Genomic DNA, 17465 nt, shown 5'->3' with positions numbered 1-17465 from the left:
TTTATAATGTCTATTTCTACATAGAAAAACAATAAAGTATCATAAATTCATAAACTTGCTAGAGCCCACTGTCCTTTGGCGTGCGAGTTTCAGTCTAAACGCAAGCCTGTTGATAACGAGACAGACTGCATAACCAAGGCTTAAATAACTGAGCGATGCGGTGGAATTACCCTACCGCATAGGGCTTTTCTAGCGCGCTTAATCCAACCCCGTTGCGTTTGATCACTTTAAGCTGCGTGGGAATACGCTCTTTCATCGCCTCAATATGACTGATCACGCCGATCATTTTGCCGCTGGCGTTTAAGTTGTCTAGCGCATCCAGCGCTACATCAAGAGTTTCTGCGTCTAACGTACCAAAACCTTCATCGAGAAATAGTGAATCAATACTGGTTTTATGACTGACCAAATCTGATAACGCCAGCGCCAACGCCAGGCTGACCAAAAAGCTCTCGCCTCCTGACAGGGTTTTGGTATCGCGCTCTACATCCCCTTGCCATGTATCAAGCACACTTAAGCTGAGCCCTTCGTTTTCTTTTCGTGCAAGCTGGTAACGCCCGTGCAATTTGTCCAGCTGCTGATTGGCCAACTGCACAAGATTATCAAGGGTTAGTCCCTGAGCAAAGCGCCTGAATTTATCACCACTGGCCGACCCGATAAGCGAGTGCAAGTAGGTAATATCATCGTAATAAGTTTCAAACGCAGCCATCTCATCGAGCAATTGCTGTTGTTTCTCACGTGCCTGGTTGTTCGCAGTAAGTTGCTGCTCAAGTTGGCCTACCCCTGAGAGTAACGCGTCTTTTTGCTGCATGTGTTGGTTTAAGCAGCTTGTTACCCAGCCTACACCGTGTTCGTCTATCACCGCTTGCCACTTTGCAGCCTGAGGGTGGGAGTAAAGGGTGTCTTGTTGCGTCTTTGCATTGTCCAGGCGTATACGTGCCTGCTGTTGTGCTTCTGTTAATGTGCGCTGCAAATTTAGCAGTGTTTTGCGCTCATCTTCATCAAGCAAGGCGGCGGTGAAGGCGTGTTCATTGTCAAACGGGCTGGACGCTAGCTGAGCGTCAAACTGGGCTTTTGCATGGCTATGCTCGTTGCGCTTTTCGGTTAACTGCTCTTGCAACTGTGCTATTTCTGCTTCTAACCGGGCCACTGTGTTTTCTGCTAGTTGATATTGTGCTCTACAGCCATTTACGCTGTTCTCTGCCTGTTCGATAGCCAGTGCCGCTTTCGCTCTTTCTGCTTCAATGTCTTTTTCAGGAAAGACCTTGTCGCGCTTTTCCTTCAGTGCCGATAGACTTGAAGCGAGGGTGGCGTGTTGTGTTTGTGCATCGCGTAGCTGTGCAGACACGCTCCCTATATCACGGTTAATTTCGATGAGTTTATTGTTAAACGCTGTAATGTGTGGGGTGAGTTCAACTAGCTGCTGCTGATTGTGCTTATAGGTTTTTATTGCCTCAACGTTATCAGACAGCCATGTTTGTAGGTGCTCTGGACGAGGCACCTGCACACCTAACCCAGCGATACTTTCTAGCAGGCTTTCTGTGCGCGTGGTAACGCCCTCTTGCTTGGTAACGAGCGCCGCATGATCATTGGCGCATTGCTCTGTTAAACTAATGACTTGCTGTGAAAGGAGTTGCAGTTCACTGTTTTTATTCAGTAACGTGCTATTGGCCTCATGTAATCTAGCTCGCGCTTTTTCTACCGCTGCTTCCCCGTCTGCTATCTGTTCTAGTTGCACTTTGATGGCTTCACCACGCGCTTTAAAATGGCTCACACACGCAATCAGTCCTTCAGCGTCATCAATGCTAAGCGATAACAGGTCACTTTGCCTGTCACCCAACACCTGCGTAATTTGGCTTTGACTGGGTTGCCCCTGTTCATCTTGGTGCTGGGTAAAAGGCGTAAGCAGACTATGCCATTTATGGTTTAGGCTTTCTAACGTAGACGCTAGGGTTTGCAGTTGGCTGTCTGTCTGCGTAAGGGCCAACTCTGTCTGGTTGGCACTGTCTTTTGCCTGCGCGCCACGTTGTTCTATGTCTTCGAGCTTTTGTCTGGCATCGTCCCGCCGAATAACGGCCTCTGGAATGTCTATCGACACATTTGCCGCAGGATGCTCGTCTGCTCCACATACCGGACACGGCTCTCCCGCTTTTAACTGTGCTCGCAAATGCGCCACTTCTGCATCCAATGCAATGAGTGCTTCAATGTCTTTTAACAACGTTCGCGTTTGTTTGTATTGTTCAGCCAGTGTGTTGCGCTCAGCAAGCTGTTGCGTCAGGGTTTCATGTTGAGTTTGCCTTTGCTGGGTTAACGCGCGCTGTTCATTTACAGCCGATAAGTACTGCTGCTGCGTATGTTCAAGTTGAACCAGCGTGTCTAGTTGCGTATATCGGGCGTCCCTTTCTCGGGCTAAACTTGCTTTATCTCCACTTAGCAGCAGCGCATCCAGTTTTTGGTGATGCTGTGCAAGAGTGTGCTTTTCGCGGTCGACGTCTTGAGTAAGCTGACTGACCCCTTGTTGGACATGTTGCTGCTTGTCTTTGAGGTTATCTAAAGAACGCTGGGTGCCTTTGCCTTTTTCTTCCAACGCATTAATCGTGTCTTCTTCACTGGCAATATACCGCGCGCTTTCAGCCCACCCGCTGATATGCTCAGCCATTGTCCCGAGCACCTGGTTTTCCTGAACGTAATGTGTCAGTGCGTCGAGTTGTGCTTTTTGACCGGCAACACTATTTTCGCTTTGTGTTTTTTGTTGCTGTAGTGAACTCAATTTCTCGGTATGACGGGCTAGTGTGTCACTGCTCGCTTGTTGCGCTTTTAGCGTGTGGTCTATGTCATTATCAATGGGAATAACGTCTTTGGCCAGGCGCTGCTCAAGAGCCATATTGTATGATTTTACCTCGCGTAAGCCTTGCTCTGCTTGGTTAATGGCTTGTAGAGCGTGTTGCTTATTGCTTTGTGCTTCTGGCAATCCCGTCGTTTTTTCATTTAAACGGGTTTGATAGGTATCCAGATCCTGCTGCAGTGAACTGACTTTTTCATAGGGCAGCCTTAAACTTTCAGCAGGCTCGCTTCTTTTTAATTTATCAAGCTCGTTGTGTGCCTTCTCAATGGCATCGTCGGCCTGTGTTTTTTCGTTTTGAGCCTGGGTCAGCGCCAAATGATTTTGCTCAAGCCCTTGTTGCCATTGCTTTTGTTGATGCAAATCTTCAATGGTTTGGTTAAGGGCTGCAACTTGGGTTTTGGCGTCAGTTAACTGCTGCTGTAATGAAGAGAGTTGCGCTTCACTTAATAGGGTTACGCCTTCGAGCTTTACCGCAAACTCATTCTTTTTTTGCTTTGCCTCGGTAAACTGCTGATGTACGGCTTGCGAAATTTGACCGTATATTTCCGTGCCCGTCAGCTCTTCTAACAGTTCAGCACGATCCCCTTCGTTGGCATTAAGAAAGGCGGCAAAGTCCCCTTGAGACAACATCATCGACTTGGTAAAGCGCGCAAAATTAAGCCCGGTTAGTCGCTCAATTTCTTCGCTTTTCGGCCTAACCTGCGTGGCTAAAACCTTACCGCTTTGTACCTCAGCCAGTTCCACATCGGCGCTTTGCAAATTACCGTCTGCATTTCCTCTTGCTCTTCGCATACTCCAAAACGCTCGGTACGCTTTGCCCTTAATGTCAAACTCCACTTCAGCCAAACACTCAGCGGTTCCCCGCGTCATAATGTCGTTATTTGACGTCGATATGGGTCCCAGGCGAGGTGTTTGGTGATAGAGCGCCAGACAGATAGCATCGAGCAAAGTGGTTTTACCCGCCCCAGTAGGACCTGTGATGGCGAAAAGTCCGTTATCCACAAAGGGGGATTGAGTGAAATCGACTTTCCACTCACCCTTTAGCGCGTTCAGGTTTTTAAGGCGTAAGGTAAGTATTCTCATTTACTCGCCCTCGTCATTAATTGACGAACATTCTGGAACAGGCGTACTTACCTGTTGCGGCTGCTCTAAATTATCTTCGTCGTTGCACTGCACGCGCTCAACGGCCTTTGCAAACAGCACCTCCATACGTGAGCGACGGGAGGGACGAGCCGCGTTTAAGCCGTTCTTAGGGCTATTTTCAAGCTCGTTATTGTGCTCAATTTTCTGGCTCAGCAAATCGCCCTGCTCACTGACATCGTTGTCTAGATTTTCTAACTTTAAGCGCGCCTGAAAAACTTCATCTACAGTAAGCTCACTGAGTTGTACATTGCGTTCACTGCTCAACTGCCTAACCGATTGACGTCTTATGCGCTTTAATTGCAGGATTTCGGCGTGTTTACCATCTAGTAAGCGTTGTACACGCTGCTGTAAATCAGTTAAATAATCCTGGGTATCAACTTCCACGCATAACCACACCGGCTCCTCTTCGCGAGCATTGGCAATCGCTTCACTATTGGCTATAGCAGTTTCAATGCCCTGCAAGTCACCTTTCACCACTTCCATCGCCTGAAAGCGAGGTATTTCAATAGGCGTAATAATAGGCGTGACGGTTGACGAGCTGGGTGGCAGGGTAGCCACTTCCTCAATGGCGATATTGGGGAATTCCACCACAACCACCTGTTTGGTGGTATTTAGCTCATCAAAGCTCAAGGGTATGGGTGAGCCCGAGTAACGAATATGGTCTTTCTTAGCCACTTTTTGAGGCCGGTGAATATGACCCAGTGCAATATAATCAGCAGGTGGAAACCCTTTGGCATCGAAACCTTCCAATGTGCCAATATAGATGTCGCGAACACTTTCTGACTGGCTAACCCCTAAGGCAGTCAGATGCCCAGTGGCCACGATGGGAAGCGCGCGATGATATTGTTTTTCGAGCGTCTCTTTGAGTGCTAATGCACGCTGATAAAGGGTGGCGTAATGCTGCTTTATAGCGTCACCCAACGCCTGACGTTTGGCAATGGCGTCTTGCCCCGCTTCGCTGGTGATAACATCGCGGGGTCTAATAAAAGGGACGGCGCATATAATGGCGCCGGGTTTCCCGTTGCGATCGTTTAACGCCACCAACTGCTCAGTGATGTCGCCGTACGTACTGGCAATGACATGGCTGTTTAAATACTTCAGGAGTGCTTTGCTTTCGTTCAGAACGGAAACCGAGTCATGGTTACCCCCTAACACCACTAAGGTACACTCTTTACCTTGTAAGGCACCGATAAATTCGTGATACAGCTCGCGGGCATAGCTAGGCGGTGTGCCAGTATCAAACACGTCCCCCGCAACAATAACTGCATCTATTTGATTCAATTCTACTTGTTCAACTAACCATTTAAGAAAGGCTGCGTGTTCACGCTTGCGACTTTTAGTAAAAAAACTCTGACCTAAATGCCAATCAGATGTGTGCAATATTTTCATGTAGGGGAAGACCAAGGTGTATGTGGGTAACGCTTGCGTGGCGCGCTACATTAATAGCGCGACGAATATAAAAGAACTATAGAGATTTTCCTATTTAAAGACAATGTTGCATTCTCTATAAACAATAGATTTCCTTAGGGATCAAATAAATCACAAAAGGACAGAAGCTATGCCGACTGGTAAATAGAATCCCAATACTCATCCAGTATATTTACGGCGTCTGGTAATGCGCGAGCAACAAATACCTCATCTTGTTTAATCACCAATGACATGTGCAACAACTTGTTTAGTGCATCTGCAACGTCAAAATCAATACAGCAATGATGTTCATGTTTAAACCACATTTCTATTGTGCTGTCTAAGGCGGAGGCTGACGCCCCATTGTCCCCATGGCGAAGCAAAAAGCTATATGCCAACATAGCTTCTTTACAGTCTTCTTCTTCAGCAGAATCAATAAGGGTATGAAATACACCCGCATTGTTATCAAGGTTTTTAAAATATAAGTTGTCTGACAATGCCTTCATAAAACGAATTTTACGATTTTTAAATTTTGTCCATTCTCTCACTACAAAGCTGCCAAACACCCCCATACCTATGCCAAACGTGATAAGACTTTGCTGAGTTAACGTCACCTCTTCTTCTTTTAAGCCCAACCAAAAAGCGATGAAAGAGCCCATTAAGATCAAGGAAGCACCGAGTTTAGTGACCAATACCACCGTTCCGCCAATGGCTGCAGAGGCACTGATAATAAACTTATCAATGGGGCGCATCTTAACTTCACTATTGGGAAATAACATTTCCAAATCGGCTTTAGGCACATTTTGAAAAAGTTTTACAAGGGTTGACCCTGGTGTGAAAGTAACCGGTTTCATCCCCTTACTCTCAAAATAGGCCTCATCTTTAAACGTAAAATAGACTGCCACTCTGTCATAGTGGGTAAACGAGATTTGCTTCTTTCTAAGGCCAAAGAAGTAACGTAAGGTTTCTGTTCTCTCTGATTCACCTCGACGATAAAATACTACGTCTTCGAAATCGTCAAAATTCACCGCAAGTCTCACTTTAAATAACGATTCCTCTTCTAACGCTGCTTTTAAGTCGTTGTCTGTCACCTTTTCATAATTTGCCGCATCGAGCAATTGAGCAAAACCAGACGCAAAAGCGTGTTGATCCTGTTTTGCCTGTTCTGGCGCTAGTGCGAAAAGTGCTTTGGTGTCTTTATTGGGGTCAAGTAAATGATAACAGTCTTTAAGATGTTCAAGTTGGGCGTGATATTGGTAGTGAATTCTACTCTCAAGTAACTGACAGAAAGTACCAAAAAGTCTGCCAGTTTGAATGTCTAGCTGGTTGTCGGAATTCGCTGTCAGCGAATTAGGTTTATTATCACGAGAGGAGGAAAGAATAATACTTTCACATAATGTAAAAATATCTCGTTTGCGAAAAGGAATAAATCGCTCTAATTGTTTTTGCTTCATGGCCTTAATTTTATAGTACTAAAGCCTGTCGATCTTTGCTGTGCATTTTTGCTGCGGTCTGTTTCTCGATTAAAAGGGTTGCATTTAGACCGAATTTTGTACACTAAAGGTCAACAGGCTTTAAATTCACATTAAGTTGTTTTTATAACTCATTGACGGTGATAAGTTATATAAAGTGTTATTAAACTCACAAAATAGACTGAAAACTTCACCTTTTGTCTAAGTCAAACCCCTCACATTAACCTAATGTCTAAGTCAGAAACTCCCGATTTCACCTAATGTCTAAGCGACATAAATGCTAAAAATCTTTAACATCGTTCGTGGTTATTGATTAATTAAAAGGCAGTAAAGGAAAAGGCTATGTTCGTATCAAGTAGTAGGTACAATAATGACATTTCAACACTAAGGGAAGAGAGTCAAAGTTTGCTAGGTACGCTGGATGCGTTAAAATCACATATGGCTTATGCCATTTATACTACAGATGGTCAATGCACTTATGCATCTCCCCTGTTGCTTTCCATTTTAGATTACCCTAATTCCAGTGTTGCATCTTTTTCACATGCAGCTTTGCGTGTTGAGGGAGTAGATACCGATGCTGAATACAACGCATTTTGGAAACGCCTTGTAGATGGTGGAAACTTTACCGACACAGTTGCACGAAAATCAGCGCGCGGTGAAACTAAGTGGCTAAAAGCCAGTTATGTTGGCGTCCTCAAATCTGGGGCGACCGAAGTACATGCAATCTACCACGACGTGACTGAGCATGAAATTGCGTATTTTGAAGGTAAAGCGGTTTCAGATTCGTTAGATAAATCTATGGCGGTTATCGAGTTTGAACCAGATGGTACCATCATTACTGCTAATGAAAACTTTACCGCTACGGTAAAGTACAGCCTGGCTGATATTCAAGGCAAACATCACCGTATGTTCTGTAAAGATAAATTTTATCAAGAAAACCCCTCTTTTTGGGAAGGTCTTGCCCGTGGAAAATTTGCATCTGGCCAATTTGAACGCGTAGATGCACATGGCAACCCACTCTGGTTAGAAGCCACTTATAACCCCGTCTTCGATGCATCAGGCCAAGTGGTTAAAGTGATTAAATTTGCGTCTAACATCACTGATGCCGTGAATGAAAAGAACGCTATTTCTCAAGCGGCAGAGCTTGCGGTATCTACGGCTGAAGAAACATCTCAAATTGCGGCAGATGGTGCCTCGTCCCTTCAGCGCAGCGTGGAAATTTTTGAATCTGCCCTAGATGAAGTTGAGCAAACTAATCAGTTAATGCATGAGCTTAGCGAGCAGTCACTTAAAATTGAAACCATCGTAACCACCATCAGCGGTATTGCCGATCAAACCAATTTGTTGGCACTAAATGCAGCAATTGAAGCCGCAAGAGCCGGCGAACAAGGTCGCGGTTTTGCCGTGGTAGCTGATGAAGTTCGTCAGTTAGCTCAGCGCACCAGTGACTCTACTGTTGAAATTGAAAGTGTCGTGGCAGAAAACAGAAAGTTAGCTGACAAATCGACTAAGAAAATGGCAACAGTTAAAGAAAGTGTGGACCAAAATAGTCAGCAAATTATCCAGGTGCAAAGCATTATTGATGAGATTCAAAAAGGTGCCCTTAACGTGTCTGAAACCGTATCGGGTATTCTGATTAAGAGATAGCGGTAACAATTATTTACCTGACTTGTAAGCAGGTACACATTTTGTGTGTACCTGTTTTTTTTTGCTATAATTTCATTTTAACCGATAGCACAAACTTGGAATCAGCTGATTCTTTTTCTGCGCACTGACTTAAATACCTGACCTAATTCATTTACAATAAAACGATGAGCTATCCCGTTCCCGCTAGTCAGGTAGAGATCTTCCACGAAATAAAAAAGAGCAAGTTTATCGCTTGCGCTGCTTACGCGCATTCCCGTGAAAGTGCCATGACCTTGCTTGAAGAGGTTAAGCGTCAGTATCCCGATGCAAGGCATCATTGCTGGGCCTATCTATTTGGCAACCCAGCCTCGCCATTCAGTGCCGCTATGTCCGACGATGGTGAACCCAGTGGCACGGCTGGCAAGCCTATACTGAACGTACTTCAGCACAAGAATATTGGTGACATTATGGTGATTGTCACCCGTTACTTTGGCGGGGTTAAACTAGGCGCGGGTGGATTAGTCAGAGCCTATTCGGCGTCTGCGCAACAGGCCATCGACTCCCTTGAAGTACGTGAAGAAGTCAAACTTATTGCGCTATATTTAGAAACAGATTTTAAACATGAACAGTTTGTACGTCACATGACTTCCTCAGCGTCAGGTGCCGTTGTGCAATGTGATTATTCGCACCTTGTTGCTATGCGGATAAAGTTACCACTGGATCAGGTAGTGGAATTTCAGCAACACATGGCTCCCATTACGAGTGAGCTGAAGCTACTTGACTAAATCATTAGTAATCGGACACAGTAGTTACTCTTAGGAATGCAAAAAAAAGCAGCCTTAATAGGCTGCTCTTAAACTATAGAAAATGCGTAAGACAGTTGTTACTTCACAAACCCTTCATTGGCTCTAACAGTCAGCGGATGATAACCCGGCTTGGCTTGTTCAAACGCTTGCTTAGCAAAGGCTTTCCCTTGTGGTGTTTTCGACAGCTCGCGATATAGCGGCTTCACCAACTTATTGCGACCAATAGTCACTAAATAATCATGCAAACGCTCGTAGGCAGGTTCATACTGATTCTTTACAGCGATCATCAACCAACTATGGGCGATTTCATTGTTCTTTGTCGCAGTCAGAGAGAACGCAGAGTCCAGTTCCTTAAGCTGAGCACTACTGAGCGAATCAGGCATGTTGTTAAGAAAATACAACCATTCATGTACCGTCCACTGCGTTGTATCGATACTGGCAGCTGTCGCATCCCCTGCCAGCCACGCACTTCGGGTATTGTCGATTTTTTCAAAGGCATCAGACTCGGGTACAGGTGCACCTTGCGGTATACCCGGAGTAAAAATCCACGACTTTATGCGCTCAGCATCAAGTTTATCTGGGTATTGCTGTAATAGCGTTGCTTCTAGATAGTGGATGAAAGTATCTGTTGTGATGCTCTTGAAGGCAAAGTCTTTGAAATATTGCATTAAGAAAGCATCAAAATTCTCTCGGCCAATCTTGTGTTCAATTTCGCGGAGAAAAAGCGCCCCTTTTTCATAAGGGATATTAGAGAACACATCATCTGGATTGCGCCCACGCAAATCAATAGCAAGAATTTCGTCATTCTCATCAAGCGCAGCGATATCGTTTTGCAGATCCTGATACCCCAAAACCGCTTCTTTCTTGAATCGCTCGTGGCCGTATATCATTTCCATAATGCGGTAGGTCAAATACGTGGTAAATCCTTCGTTTAACCATAGATCACGCCATGTGGCATTAGTCACCGTATTCCCAGACCAACTGTGTGCCAGCTCGTGCGCAATCAACGACACTAGACTTTTATCACCAGCAATAACCGTAGGGGTGATAAAAGAAAGTCGTGGGTTTTCCATACCGCCAAAAGGAAATGAAGGAGGAAGAATTAATAAATCGTAGCGATCCCATTGATAGGCACCAAAGGTCGCCTCAGTCACTTCCAGCATCGCCTCGGTATCTTCAAACTCCTTAGCAGCACTTTCTAATAATGCAGGCTCAGCGTACACCCCTGTGCGCTCACCCATTGCCTTAAATTTAAGATCACCAATGGCCAATGCAATGAGATAAGCCGGTATGGGCTGTGGCATGTTAAAGGTGTATTCGCCATCACGAGGGGTGGCCGGATCGTTAGCCGCACTCATAACCGCCAAGAGTGCTTTAGGGGTTCTGATAGTCGCGTCATAGGTGACGCGTACCTGTGGAGAATCCTGTAGGGGTATAAAACTGCGCGCGTGTACCGCTTGCGCTTGAGTAAACAAAAAAGGATGCTGTTTTCCTGCGGTTTGAGCTGGTGTCAGCCACTGTACTCCTGACGCTGCCGATGAAGTCGCATAGGCCACGGTGACACGCTCAGCTTGTGCAGGCAATGTAATGCTAAGTGATGTGCCTAAATCGACATCTTTTTCACCCAGCTCAAATGGCACACTTTCCCCTTCCACGGTAACGCTTTTAATATCCAATTCACGGGTGTCGAGTACTAAGCGATTGTTAGCAGGCTGAGTCCGCGTGAAGTCCAATGTCACTTCACCGATTAATTGGCGATTATCAAAGTCAGCAGTGAGATCTAAGCTCAAATGCGTTACTTTGACTTCATCGGGATTTGCAAAAGAATGGTAGTCCACTCCAGAGGCGATAACAGCACCCTCGGATGGAGTTTGAAGCTGAGCTTTCGCCATCTCGTGAGTATTGACTGACTTTTCACTTTCAGTGCACGCAAACAATAGCGGAGCACCTATGACGACGGCCAACAATCCGTAATTTTTCATAAAACTTCCCAAAAGTAATGGATACTGACTCAGTGTATCAAGTCGCAATAACTGTAGCGACAATTATGCGAAGAGCACCCCATTATTCAGGTTCTGTAGAACTTGGCCTAAGGTGGTCGGGCTTAGTGATGGTTTACACCCCGAAGGCCAGTCAATGGCCTTCGGGTTAGTTTGGATTCTTCAATAGGCTATGCCACGTTGATGTCCACTTCAATGTTGCCACGGGTGGCATTCGAGTAAGGACAAACCTGATGGGCTGCATCAACCAGCGCCTGTGCCTGCGTTTTATCCATATCGCCTAAATCAACAGTTAGCTTAACTGCAATCGCAAACCCTTGTTCAATAGGACCGATCGACACTTCGCCTGATACACTGATGTCATCTGCCAGCTTTATTTTTTGCGATGCCGCAACGTGCTTGAGCGCACCAATGAAACACGCAGAGTAACCTGCGGCAAACATTTGTTCAGGATTTGTTCCAGTGCCGCCTGAACCGCCTAATTCTTTTGGTGTAGATAATGTAACCGCTAGTTTTCCGTCACTTGATTTGGCGGTTCCCTCTCTTCCGCCAGTGGCAGTGGCTGCACCTGTGTAAATCACTTGTTGAAGCTTATGCATAATTAACTGTCCTCAAAAATTGGATATAAGTGAAAAGATCTACACAAAGTAATGCCTTAACCAATTACTTTGCATGCAAAATAAAATACCACTATCGCAACTTGAAGATCAAGTGTTTTGCATGCAAAATATTGCAAGTGAACGATGAAAATTGAGAGCAAACGTGTCGGAACTTTTAAAATTAGAAAATCAGCTATGCCATCGCTTTTATACCTTGTCCAACGCGTTCACGCGCGCTTATCGCCCATTGCTTAAAGCGCTCGATATCACCTATCCCCAATACGTGACCCTGATGGCGCTATGGGAAAGCGACAATATCACCATCGCCGAACTTATTGAAAAAACGGCCATCGACGGGGGAGCCATGTCATTGATCCTTAAAAAGCTTGAAACAAAGGGCTTTTTGAACGTAATAAAAGACAACACCGACAAGCGTGTAAAACGGGTAACACTCACAACACTCGGTCATGAAAAAAAAGCCGTTGCCGAACAGGTACCCGCGCAAATGTTGTGTAAACTTAAAGGTATGACACTTGAAGAGAGTGTGAAATTACGAGATTTGTTGGACAAACTGGAAGGATGTTTTAGTCACACCAGCGCACATTGACACCGCTAATACAAATTTTCACCTTCCGTACATCACACTTTCACCGGTTATCTGTTATTATTTAAAAATTCAGTGAACAAGTGTTCGCTTAAATATTCAAACCTCTGACAGTATTGCTCACCCACATACTGGAATGTATAGGAGTTGTGATGACTAAGGTATCCATTCAATCAAAAGCGATTCAGGTTAAAGCATACTCGGTTATAGAGGAGTGGCTAAATAGTGTTAGCCATGGCGCTGGTTTTATCGCCGCCATTGTTGGCCTGATCTTTATGCTGTATCGCGCAGAGGATACTTTAGCCTTAACCACAGCAGCCATTTATGGCTCTACCCTCATTTTAATGTTTCTCAGTTCTACGCTTTATCATGCTATCACGCATCAAAAAGCCAAAGGGTGGCTTAAATTATTTGACCATAGTGCGATATATTTATTGATAGCAGGTACTTACACACCTTTATTGTTAGTGGCCATCGGTGGCGTACTAGGGATCACCATGACCGCTATTATTTGGTGCCTGGCAATTGGCGGGGTTGCTTTTAAATTAGTCGCGCAACACCGCTTTCCCAAAGTGTCTGTTATGACCTATTTACTCATGGGCTGGATTGCAATCGGACTGATTTATCCGCTGTATGTGTCTCTGCCTGGTGCAGGTCTCTGGCTGTTAGTTGCGGGTGGATTGTGTTTCAGTGTGGGCGTGTGCTTTTATGTCGCAAAAAAGGTAAAATACACCCATGCTATTTGGCATATGTTTGTTATCGGTGGATGCAGTTGCCACTATTTTTCCATTTATTACTTTGTGGTATGACAAAAAATACTTCCCCTACCCTACATTCTGATACGCCTTCAAAAGAGGGCAAGTCACACATTGCGTGGTTTGCTTTACGCGCCGGTAAAATATGCTTGGGGAAGAAGCCTACTAAAGATGATTATCTGCGTTTACGCGCATTAGGCGTGACCCATTTAGCCACAGTTCAAACTAGTGAAGAGAATGCGCCTAGCATTCGCGATGCTGCCAAAAGCGCTGGACTTGAGTGGTTATGGGTGCCGTTTTTACACCCCTCTTCCGATTCCCCAACCGACGACGTACACCTGCACCAATACTTACACGAGTTAACACAAATGCTAGCGGAGGGCGCCAATATTTACCTTCATTGTGATGGTTCACAGCACCGTTGCAGTTTGCTCTTTTATGCGCTTTGCCATTATTGCCGTATCCCTTCAAATAGCGCCTACAGTGCACTTCATAGTTTTGGTGCAAAAGCAGCGAATAACTTAGCCAGATCCGAACTGACGTGGGCTGCTGAACTCGGTCACACAGCCCCGCGAATTTAGTTACTGTCACTAGCCCTATCGATGCGCTTTTTTCAAAAGCATCAGAAGCTATAACCATCAAAAGCTATAAATAGTAGCGTTTGCCAGTAATTTATTCGCGTCTATTTTATCCTGTACACAGCGAATGATATCACTTCGAGTAAACACATAGATTCTGTCTTTGCGCGTGCGATTGTCGCTTTGCTCAAAGTCTTTTAACACCATACTAATGTGTTCTTTTTCTGGAAGTCCTCTAAGCCCCGCTCCAAATCGACACAGTGTGTCACTAATGCCGACTTCAAACCCAGCGAGGAATGTTTTGTAAGCCTGTTGCTGCTTTGCTTTGCGCTCTGCCAACTGTTTCGCCTGTTCTTTTTCAACAGCGTTAACTTCCTCTTTCATACGGTTTGCTTTCGCTTCAACTTCAGAGAGTTTTTTCTCTGATTGGGATTTTTCAGCCAGCAGCTCTTGTTTGCGTTCCTCATCGGCATGGCGAAGTTCAAAGGCAATATCACGGAGTTCGCGCTCAGCTTCTCGAACCTCCCACGCCATTTCACGTTGCATGGAACGTAAATCGCGCAACCTATCGTTACTATCAGAAAACGCTTCTGAAAAACGACTACTGGTGGCATCAGCAAACGCTTCCCATTCCCGTGCGGTTTCAAATACCATTTCATCAACACTGTCAAAATCGTCGGCGTCAGGTACGGGTGGGACTGGCGGCGCGGGCGGTACCCGGGCTACAAAGCCTTCAACAATGGATTCTATCTCTCGCACCCAGCGTCCACTTTGCCCTCGTACTGACAGCGTAAATACCGCGCCTTGCCCTTCTAAATAGCTAGTTTCAATATTACCCACTCGCCAGTTGTCACTGCTGACATGCTGCCCAAGAGAAGTTTTCAGCACACCAGACATGATTTCCAATTCGTTGGATAAGGTATCGTATTTTTGCTCAGAAGTTGCTGCGCTTTGCGCTGTTGCCACACCCACTGTGGTAGAACAGAGAAGTAAAGCAGTTACTATGGATTTCATAAATTCACCTGTTTGCATTAGTCTTCTAGTGAAGACTTGGGTTTAGTATGTCGAGAAAAAGGAGGAGGAAGCAGGTTGCCATCCGCCACTGTACTGCCTGGCGTAATAACCGAGCTGTACCCTATTTCAATGTTGTCTATTTCATCTTGTAAGCGGCTAAATTGCTGTGCATAAAAACGCTGATCATCAATGCGCTGGTCGTTCATAAACTTAATAAGTTCAGCAAAATCCTGCTTGCGTTCTTCACGGCTGGATGCCAGTAAATACTGCGTTAATTCAGCACTGGTTTGCTGTTGTTGCGTCGACAAGACCTGAGCATATTCTTTAAACAACATTTGGTTAGCGTGTTGGTAGTATTCCCGCTGTTCGCCTAACGCATTGGCCACTTCCCGCGCCACCAATGCATCAATGTCTGCTTGACTAGCACTGCGACTAAACGTCAGTGCTACCCCCTGCTCGTTGACTGTAAAATGAGCGCCTGTGAAAGCAACGAGAAGAGCACATACAGACATCGCAAACGCCAGTGAAGTAAGACTGAACCACTGACTTACCCCCCTCTTATTAGAGGAAGCGAAGAATGTCTGCTCCTTATCCCATTGCGGTACAGGTGGAGATGAGAATTGTGCCGCAATGTTATTTAGCTTGTGGCTGGTTTCTACCTGCGCAGCAAAATCACTGTCTGATTCACACAGTGCGTCAAATACCTGAATCTGCTGTTCACTCAAGGTTCCATCCAGGTAGGCTGCAAGTAAAGTTTCTTTATCTACAGAAGTCATTCTTCCAACTCCAATTTAAGTTTGGCAAGCGCAGCGTAAAGCCTCGATTTCGCTGTATTAACCGAGATATCCATTTGCTCTGCTATTTCCTCAAACGTAAAATGTCCAAAGTACTTCAGCTCTACCACCGCTTTTTGTCCCAACGGTAGTTGCTGCATAGCGTTTGTCAGTGCGCGACTTTCTCTGTCGCTATTTAATTGCATTTCAGGGCAAGGAGAGTCGCTAAGTGGTGATGGAATATCATCAATGTCACTATGCGGTTTACGCTTTCTGTACAACTCCACACATCGACAATGTGCTATTCGGTAAAGCCAACTCTTAAAACTGCCTTCCCCTTTAAAACACGCAAGGCTGCGAAATACAGAGATAAAAATCTCTTGCATGAGATCAGCGGCGTCATGACCATTTCCCGTCATGCGGATCCCGTATTGGTACATAGCGCTTTCATAGCGAGAAATAAGCGTAAACCACGCCTTTTTGTTGCCTTTCAATGCCTGTTCCACGAGTTTTTCATCTCGTTTTGTAAACACGCGTTTCCCCATTTGTGGTTGTGTTCTTATTTACTTAATCATTAAGTCGATAGGCTTAGCAAAAAAGTTTGCTGATTATTAAAAAAAACTGAAGGCAATGACATAGTGGCGCTTTACGTCGGTAATAGATCTTGAAAGGTTTAAGCTAGCTAAGCGAGATATTAGGGCGTATTGATCGAATAAAGCGAATAAGTCGGGTTACTTATCCGCTCATTAACATGCGGTTTATTGCTATTTTAATGTCGGAATAGGCAGCAGAGGTGAAATTATTTCGCCAATGCGACGGAATAATTGCATCCGTGTAGTGCCAGATCGCCATACTAGGCCAATTTCCCTAAAGCCTTGTTCTTCAGCAGGAAAACTCTGTAATCCCGTATGCGCTAAAATAGATTGATTTAACGCGAGTTCCGGCAAGAACGTATACCCCATTTTACTGTTCGCAAGCTGCACCAAGGTGTACAAACTGCTGGCTGCGACACTGCTGATTTGATCGCTGTGCTGTAAGTTACAGGCACTGACTGCATGACCTGTCATACAGTGTTCCTGTTGCAACAAGAATATACTCTTCTTGGGTAAGCTTGAAATATCCACAGGATTGGGGAGTTGTTCAGCCATATCCTTATGTGCAATAAGGTGAAAGGGATCATGCCCTAATATCATTTGCTTACAACCCGGTGTTTCCATGGGTAACGCGAGAATAAGCAAATCCAGACGGCCATCAGTAAGCTGTTGCAATAACTTTTCAGTGGTGTCTTCTTGCATCTCGAGATTAATTTCAGGCAGAAACGCAGAAAACGCACCTAACATGCCTTCAAATAAAAACGGCGCTATTGTAGGTATAACCCCTAACTTGAGCGTTCCGCGTTGCCAGTTCCCTGCATTTTGAGCGTATTCGACCAACTCACCGGCTTCTTGTAGCAATACTTTACTGCGTTCGACAATGTCTAACCCCAAAGATGTAAAGACAAAGTTTTTGTGCTCGCGCTCTAGCAATTGACTGCCAAAATGTTCTTCTAAGTTTTGAATGGCAGTACTTAATGTCGATTGACTCACGTTACAACGGTCGGCGGCACGATGAAAATGCTGCTCTTGGTGAAGCGTAACTAAGTACTGCAGGTGCTTAAGGTTGGGCCATTTCATAGGCTTCTCTCAACAAATAAAAAGGAATTAAAACGGTTGAGTTTAATCTAACATAAAGATTACGAATAACCTACCCGCACTGCACTATTGCGGTTTAATGAATTCTGCATCCAACACTGGTAAGGGCTTTAAAGTAGCGTTAGGATGATAATGCATTGATCTTCAACTATGTT

At 45.1% G+C, this 17465-nt stretch carries 14 protein-coding genes; 5 read left to right on the top strand and 9 right to left on the bottom strand.

Annotated features, from left to right (window positions below; translation table 11 throughout):
• Positions 1-166 precede the first annotated feature (166 nt).
• The 3 genes from ACMCM8_RS02665 to ACMCM8_RS02655 all read right to left on the bottom strand — a co-directional run bounded on the left by ACMCM8_RS02665 (position 167) and on the right by ACMCM8_RS02655 (position 6846).
• Positions 167-3925 carry an AAA family ATPase gene (locus tag ACMCM8_RS02665; RefSeq protein WP_412725190.1) on the bottom strand — a complete coding sequence of 1253 codons (3759 nt, stop codon included), beginning with the start codon at positions 3923-3925 and terminating at the stop codon, positions 167-169.
• Positions 3926-5374 (bottom strand): exonuclease subunit SbcD, encoded by a 1449-nt coding sequence (gene sbcD, locus ACMCM8_RS02660; protein ID WP_412725188.1) that lies wholly within the window; start codon positions 5372-5374, stop codon positions 3926-3928.
• Positions 5375-5541: 167 nt separating this feature from the next.
• The gene (locus ACMCM8_RS02655) at positions 5542-6846 is read right to left on the bottom strand and encodes a TMEM143 family protein (RefSeq protein ID WP_412725186.1); all 1305 of its coding nucleotides are present in this window, start codon (positions 6844-6846) and stop codon (positions 5542-5544) included.
• Between the two features lie 360 nt (positions 6847-7206).
• Between ACMCM8_RS02655 and ACMCM8_RS02650 the strand changes: the two genes are divergently transcribed.
• Positions 7207-8511, top strand: coding sequence for a PAS domain-containing methyl-accepting chemotaxis protein (locus ACMCM8_RS02650; RefSeq protein ID WP_412725184.1), 1305 nt, complete (start codon positions 7207-7209; stop codon positions 8509-8511).
• Positions 8512-8675: 164 nt separating this feature from the next.
• Entirely contained in the window at positions 8676-9275 is a 600-nt protein-coding gene (locus tag ACMCM8_RS02645; protein WP_412725182.1) for a YigZ family protein, read from the top strand.
• Positions 9276-9373: 98 nt separating this feature from the next.
• On the opposite strand, the gene ACMCM8_RS02640 is transcribed toward ACMCM8_RS02645, so the two are convergent.
• Together ACMCM8_RS02640 and ACMCM8_RS02635 are read right to left on the bottom strand one after the other, a co-directional pair.
• Positions 9374-11278, bottom strand: a complete 1905-nt coding sequence (locus ACMCM8_RS02640; protein ID WP_412725180.1) for a M1 family metallopeptidase — start codon at positions 11276-11278, stop codon at positions 9374-9376.
• Positions 11279-11466: 188 nt separating this feature from the next.
• Positions 11467-11895: an organic hydroperoxide resistance protein gene (locus ACMCM8_RS02635; RefSeq protein ID WP_412725178.1), complete on the bottom strand. Its 429-nt coding sequence runs from the start codon at positions 11893-11895 to the stop codon at positions 11467-11469.
• A gap of 163 nt (positions 11896-12058) precedes the next feature.
• Here ACMCM8_RS02635 and ACMCM8_RS02630 point away from each other — a divergent pair, with 163 nt between their 5' ends.
• The 3 genes from ACMCM8_RS02630 to ACMCM8_RS02620 all read left to right on the top strand — a co-directional run bounded on the left by ACMCM8_RS02630 (position 12059) and on the right by ACMCM8_RS02620 (position 13835).
• Entirely contained in the window at positions 12059-12502 is a 444-nt protein-coding gene (locus tag ACMCM8_RS02630) for a MarR family winged helix-turn-helix transcriptional regulator (RefSeq protein ID WP_412725176.1), read from the top strand.
• A 149-nt stretch (positions 12503-12651) separates the two neighbouring features.
• Positions 12652-13308 carry a PAQR family membrane homeostasis protein TrhA gene (trhA, locus tag ACMCM8_RS02625; RefSeq protein WP_412725174.1) on the top strand — a complete coding sequence of 219 codons (657 nt, stop codon included), beginning with the start codon at positions 12652-12654 and terminating at the stop codon, positions 13306-13308.
• Positions 13305-13835: a hypothetical protein gene (locus tag ACMCM8_RS02620; protein WP_412725172.1), complete on the top strand. Its 531-nt coding sequence runs from the start codon at positions 13305-13307 to the stop codon at positions 13833-13835. The genes trhA and ACMCM8_RS02620 overlap by 4 nt, the downstream gene beginning before the upstream one ends.
• 57 nt (positions 13836-13892) lie before the next feature.
• Here the strand turns inward: ACMCM8_RS02620 and ACMCM8_RS02615 are convergent, their stop codons facing one another.
• The 4 genes from ACMCM8_RS02615 to ACMCM8_RS02600 all read right to left on the bottom strand — a co-directional run bounded on the left by ACMCM8_RS02615 (position 13893) and on the right by ACMCM8_RS02600 (position 17292).
• Positions 13893-14846, bottom strand: coding sequence for a hypothetical protein (locus ACMCM8_RS02615; RefSeq protein WP_412725171.1), 954 nt, complete (start codon positions 14844-14846; stop codon positions 13893-13895).
• 17 nt (positions 14847-14863) lie between these two features.
• Entirely contained in the window at positions 14864-15622 is a 759-nt protein-coding gene (locus ACMCM8_RS02610; protein ID WP_412725169.1) for a hypothetical protein, read from the bottom strand.
• Entirely contained in the window at positions 15619-16152 is a 534-nt protein-coding gene (locus tag ACMCM8_RS02605) for an RNA polymerase sigma factor (protein ID WP_412725167.1), read from the bottom strand. The genes ACMCM8_RS02610 and ACMCM8_RS02605 overlap by 4 nt, the downstream gene beginning before the upstream one ends.
• A gap of 231 nt (positions 16153-16383) precedes the next feature.
• A complete protein-coding gene (locus ACMCM8_RS02600) occupies positions 16384-17292 on the bottom strand; it encodes a hydrogen peroxide-inducible genes activator (protein WP_412725165.1) in 909 nt (302 codons plus the stop codon).
• Positions 17293-17465: the final 173 nt, after the last annotated feature.

Origin of the sequence: Alteromonas sp. D210916BOD_24, assembly GCF_047159385.1 — a bacterium.
In the GTDB taxonomy this organism is placed as follows: Bacteria; Pseudomonadota; Gammaproteobacteria; order Enterobacterales; family Alteromonadaceae; genus Alteromonas.
Note: the sequence above shows the minus strand (reverse complement) of the source record. Positions and strands in the feature narration are given on the sequence as shown.